The sequence below is a fragment of the Massilia sp. CT11-108 genome (genome assembly GCF_047302915.1).
GTDB classification, from domain to species: domain Bacteria; phylum Pseudomonadota; class Gammaproteobacteria; order Burkholderiales; family Burkholderiaceae_D; genus Telluria; species Telluria orientalis.
In genome coordinates this window covers 1-5,326 of sequence record NZ_JBKYMO010000389.1, presented here as the reverse complement: position 1 = coordinate 5,326, position 5,326 = coordinate 1, and the positions used below count along the sequence as shown (strand labels likewise).

Annotated in this window: 5 protein-coding genes; all 5 read left to right on the top strand. The window is 67.5% G+C overall.

The genetic code is table 11. The features are described 5' to 3' along the window. Positions 1 to 1,219 (top strand): right-handed parallel beta-helix repeat-containing protein (locus ACEN88_RS23635; RefSeq protein ID WP_413343584.1); only part of this gene is annotated, 1,219 nt, incomplete at its 5' end. Positions 1,220 to 1,238: 19 nt separating this feature from the next. After that, positions 1,239 to 2,507, top strand: a complete 1,269-nt coding sequence (locus tag ACEN88_RS23630; protein ID WP_413343582.1) for a rhamnogalacturonan acetylesterase — start codon at positions 1,239 to 1,241, stop codon at positions 2,505 to 2,507. Further along, positions 2,504 to 3,478 carry a glycoside hydrolase family 43 protein gene (locus tag ACEN88_RS23625; protein WP_413343581.1) on the top strand — a complete coding sequence of 325 codons (975 nt, stop codon included), beginning with the start codon at positions 2,504 to 2,506 and terminating at the stop codon, positions 3,476 to 3,478. Before ACEN88_RS23630 ends, ACEN88_RS23625 begins: the two co-directional genes overlap by 4 nt. 159 nt (positions 3,479 to 3,637) lie before the next feature. Then, positions 3,638 to 4,024 carry a DUF2382 domain-containing protein gene (locus tag ACEN88_RS23620; RefSeq protein WP_413343579.1) on the top strand — a complete coding sequence of 129 codons (387 nt, stop codon included), beginning with the start codon at positions 3,638 to 3,640 and terminating at the stop codon, positions 4,022 to 4,024. A 20-nt stretch (positions 4,025 to 4,044) separates the two neighbouring features. Further along, the gene (locus tag ACEN88_RS23615; protein ID WP_413343577.1) at positions 4,045 to 5,211 is read left to right on the top strand and encodes a DUF2382 domain-containing protein; all 1,167 of its coding nucleotides are present in this window, start codon (positions 4,045 to 4,047) and stop codon (positions 5,209 to 5,211) included. Positions 5,212 to 5,326: the final 115 nt, after the last annotated feature.

Sequence of the window (5,326 nt, the reverse complement as noted above, 5' to 3'; positions counted from 1 at the left end):
CGGCAGCGACACCGCGGCCGGCACACTGGCCGCGCCGTGGCAATCGTTCGCGCACGCGCAGGCCTTGGCGCGGCCGGGCGACACCGTGTATTTCCGCGGCGGCCGCTACGCCTACACGAAGGCCACGACGGCGTGCGCGTCGCGGCGCGCGACCGTGTCCGCCATCGTCCTCGACAAGAGCGGCACGGAACAGCAGCCGATCCGCTACTGGGCCTATCCGGGCGAGACGCCCGTGTTCGATTTCTCGGGCATGAAGGACGATTGCCGCGTCAAGGGCATCGAAGTCGTCGCCGACTGGATCCACCTGAAAGGCCTGGAGATCACGGGCGCGCCGCAGCAGCCGGACAACCGCCTGAACCACGAATCGTGGGGCGTGTGGATCAACGCGAACCACGACGTCTTCGAGCAGCTGGACCTGCACCACAACATGGGACCGGGCCTGTTCATCAAGGACGGGGGCTGGAACCTCGTGCTGAACAGCGATTCGCACCATAACTACGACCCCTACACGTCGAATGGCGCGGGCCAGAGCGCGGACGGCTTCGGCGCCCACGTGAGCGCGGGCCATCCGGGCAACGTGTTCCGCGGCTGCCGTGCGTGGGCGAACACGGACGACGGCTTCGACCTGATCAACGCGTACTCGCCGGTGACCATCGAGTATTCGTGGGCGTGGCAGCACGGTTACCTGCCGGGCACGCACACGCCGCTCGCGGCCGGGAACGGCAACGGCATCAAGGCGGGCGGCTACAGCGGGCGCTACGTGCCCAACGGGGTGAAACATGTGGTGCGCTTTTCCGTCGCGTTCGACAACAAGGTATCGGGCTTCTATGCCAACCATCATCCCATCGCGCTGGACTTCCAACACAACACCGCCTTTGGAAATGTTATCGATTACAATATGCTCGGCGTGGCCCCGGATGGCGGCCCCGTCTACCTGGGCACCCTGCGCAACAACCTCGCCTACCCGGCGGGTGCGGCGCTGAAGGTGGAAGGCGCGGACAGCGCGGCCAACTCCTGGGATCTGCACCTTGCGTTGAAGCCGTCCGACTTCGACAGCGTGGCGCCCACCGGCTGGGACGCGCCGCGCAAGCCGGACGGCAGCCTGCCGGACATACCCATGTTCCACCCGTCTGCCGCCAGCGCCGTCATCGATCGCGGCGTCGACGTGGGCCTGCCCTTCCGCGGCAAGGCACCGGACCTGGGCGCGTTCGAGCGCTGATTAGAACCACAGGAAGACCATGAACCCATCGATCCGCGGGGCGATCAGCGCCCTGCTTCTCGCTGCCTGCGCGGCGAATACGCATGCCGCCGAAGGCTGGAAATTCGCCTTCGGGTCCGGCAAGGCGCCGGCCGGCTACACGCCCGTCGACGCCGCCTACAGCGGCGCGCGCGGCTACGGCCTCGAGCCGGGCACCCGGCCGGACGGCGTCCATCCCTATTATTTTTCCGTCGATCTCCCCGAAGGGAATTACACGGTGACCGTCACGCTGGGCGACGACACGGCCGCGGCCGCGACGACGGTGAAATCCGAACTGCGCCGGCTGATGCTGGAAAACGTGGCAACCAGGCCGGGCGAGACCGTCACGAAGACGTTCACCGTCAACGTGCGCACGCCGAAGGTCCCGACCGGCGGCGAAGTCAAACTGAAAGCGCCGCGCGAAACGGTCGAGGAAGCGTGGAACTGGGACCCGCGCCTGACCCTGGAAATCAACGGCGCACACCCGGCCGTACGCACGATCGCCATCGCGCCGGCGCACGTGCCGACCCTGTACCTGCTGGGCGATTCGACCGTCTGCGACCAGCCGGCCGAACCGTACAACAGCTGGGGCCAGATGCTGCCGCGCTTCTTCAAGCCCGGCATCGCCGTCGCCAACCACGGCGAATCGGGCGAGACGTACCGCGACTCGCTCGCGCGCCGCCGGCTGGACAAGATCGTGAGCGGCATGAAGCCGGGCGACACGCTCCTCATGCAGTTCGGCCACAACGACCAGAAGCAGATCAAGGCTGGCAAGGGCGGACCGTTCACGACGTACAAGGCGGAGATCAAGGCCCACGTGGACGCCGTCCGCGCGCACGGCGGCCTGCCCGTGATCGTGTCGCCGATGGAGCGGCGCGGCTTCGATGCCGATGGCCGCGTGATCCCGTCGCTGAAGGATTACGCCGAGGCCGCGCGCCAGTCCGCGCAGGAATTGAACGTGCCGTTCATCGACCTCAACGCGATGAGCAAAACCTTTTACGAGGCGCTGGGTCCGGAAGGCTCGAAGGCCGCGTTCGCGGAGCCCGCGCCGGGCCGCCTGGACAACACGCACCACGACAGCTATGGCAGCTACGAGCTGGCGAAGGCCGTCGTGCTGGGCCTGCGCCAGGCGCGCGTGCCGGCCGCCGGTTTCATCGTCGACGATTTCGCGTTCGATCCCGCCCATCCCGATCCGGTCGCGGCGTTTGCCGTACCGCCGAGTCCCCACCATACCGCAGAGCGCCCGCTGGGCGACGAGGAGCACAAATGAAACGCCGTACCTTACTCTCGACCCTCGGTCTCGCTGCCCTGGCCGGCTGCGCCGGCATCAAACCGGCATCGCAAACAGACGCCTACGTCTTCGCCTACTTCATCGACAACGGCCAGGACGGCCTGCACCTGGCCGGGAGTGTCGACGGCTACCGCTGGGAAGCGCTGAACGGCGGCCGCAGCTATCTCCAGCCTGAAGTCGGCAAGGCAAAACTGATGCGCGACCCGTGCATCGTGCGCGGCCCCGACGGGGTCTACCACATGGTATGGACGAGCGGCTGGAACGAGACGGGCATCGGCTACGCGTCGTCGCCGGACCTCGTCCACTGGTCGGCGCAACGCGAGCTGCCCGTGATGGCGCACGAGCCGACGACCCTGAACGCGTGGGCGCCGGAGATCGCGTGGGACGAGAAGCGCGGCGAGTACCTGATCTTCTGGTCGTCGACGATCCCGGGCCGCTTCGCGGCATCCGAAGCGGCCGGCGACGACGCCGGCGCCAACAAGTACAACCACCGCATCTACGCCACGACGACGCGCGACTTCGTCACGTTCACGCCCACGCGCCTGTTCTACGATCCGGGCTTTTCCGTCATTGACGCGACGTTCCTGCGCACGAACCGCGGCGACTGGCTGCTCGTGAAGGACGAGACGCGCCACCCGCCCCGTAAATACCTGCAGCTGGCGCGCGCCGCCGGCCTGCAGGGGCCGTTCGAACCGCTGGGCGCGCCGATCTCGCCCGCCGGCCTGTGGACCGAGGGACCGACGGCGCTGCAGGTGGGCGACGACGTCATCGTGTACTACGACGCCTACACGACGAAGCACTACGGCGCGCTGCGCTCGCGCGATCTCGTGCATTGGGAAGACGTGACGGCGCAGATGCACTTCCCGGACGAAGGCACGGCGCGGCGCATGCGCCACGGGACGGCACTGCGGGTGCCGGCGGACGTGCTTGCCGCGCTGCGTCGGCCGTAATGCCGTCTAGCGTCCTGTCCTACAGTCTCGATTGTGGGGAGGCAACGGTGCGCGGGAACCGTGGCCAATAGAGTAATCTCGGTCGCTCCAGTGTCGTGAACCCGGAGGCGGACCGTGTCCCTTGACTCATCAAAACCCGATCAGGAAAAACAGGAGCTCTTGCGGGTTCCCGTGGTCCATGAGGAGGCGTGGGTCGAGAAACGGATCGTCGACACGGGTCGCGGCGTACGCATCCACAAGACTGTCGCCGAGACCCCTTGCCGGATCGACGAGCGCCTGCTGCGCGACGACGTCGAGGTCCACCATGTGCCGGTGGACCGCATCGTCCCGCTCGACCAGGCGCCCGCGACCCGCTACGAAGGGGAAACGCTCGTGGTACCGATTCTCGAGGAAGTGCTGGTCGTCGAACGGCGGCTGCGCATCAAGGAAGAGCTCCACATCACGCGCACCCGCCGCGAAGAACACCACGTCGACACGGTCATGCTCAAGTCCGAGCAGGTCAGCGTCGAGCGCTTCGACGAGCACGGCGACACTTCACCCACGTGACATTCACCGGAGGACGCATCATGCAACATACTCTCGTAGCGGTGTTCGACAACCGCAGCGATGCCCAGAACGCGATGGACGAACTGCTGGCATCGGGCTTCACCCGCGACAACGTCTATGTCTCCAGCGCCGACCTGTCCGGCACCACGACGACGGCCGGCACGACGCTCGGCGCGACCCACGAGGAAGGCGTGGGCGCCTCGATCAAGCACTTCTTCGACAACCTGTTCGGCTCGGACCACGACGAACATGCGACCCGCTATTCCACTGCGGTCGCCGGCGGCCAGCACGTGCTGACCCTGACCACGTCGTCGGAGCCGGAAGTGGAACGCGCCGCCGACGTGATCGAACGCTTCGGCCCCATCGACATCGACGAGCGCCACGACCTGGCGGGCAACGCCGCATCGCTGGGCACGAGCGCCTACCAGCCGCAGACGTCGCCGTCGCTGGCCGCCGGCTCGATGCAGGCGGGGACGCAGACGGGCAACCTGTCGGGCAGCCTCTCGGATTCGACCGTGCGTTCGGACTCGCTGCAGCGCGAGACGGCCGTCGACCAGACCACCGGCAAAGCCGCGATCCCGGTCGTGCAGGAAGAAGTCCGGGTCGGCAAGCGCCAGGTCGAACGGGGCGGCGTGCGCGTCTTCTCGCGCATGGTCGAGACGCCCGTGAACGAAACGGTGTCGCTGCGCGAGGAACACGTCAGCGTGGAACGCCGTCCGGTCGACCAGCCGATCAACCCGGCCGACGTCGCCGCGCTCAAGGACCAGACGATCGAACTGCGCGAAACGGCCGAGGAAGCCGTCGTGCAGAAATCCGCGCGCGTGGTCGAGGAAGTCGTCGTCGGCAAGGAAGTCAGCCAGCGCCAGCAAAACATCCAGGACACGGTGCGCCACACGGAAGTCGAGGTACAGCCGCTGCAGGGCAGCGCGCCCGACGACGACACCTATTACCGCAACGACTGGCAGACGAATTACGCCAGCCTGGGCGGCACGTACGACGACTACGCGCCGGCCTACCGCTACGGCGACGAGATGCGGCGCGACGCCCGCTACCAGGGCCGCAACTGGGACGACGTGGAATCCGACCTGCGCAGCGACTGGGATACCCGCTACGGCAGCAGCGGCTCGTCCACGTGGGAACGCATGAAGGCGGCCGTGCGGTCGGGCTGGAACCGCATGACGTCGTAAGGCGTCAAGGGCGCGTCAAGGGCGCGGCAAGGCATGCCGCGCGTCACGCCAGGACGGCCAGCTCCGGAATCAGGGAACGGTGCGCCGCGATGCCCGCCAGCGCGCCGTCCGCGAC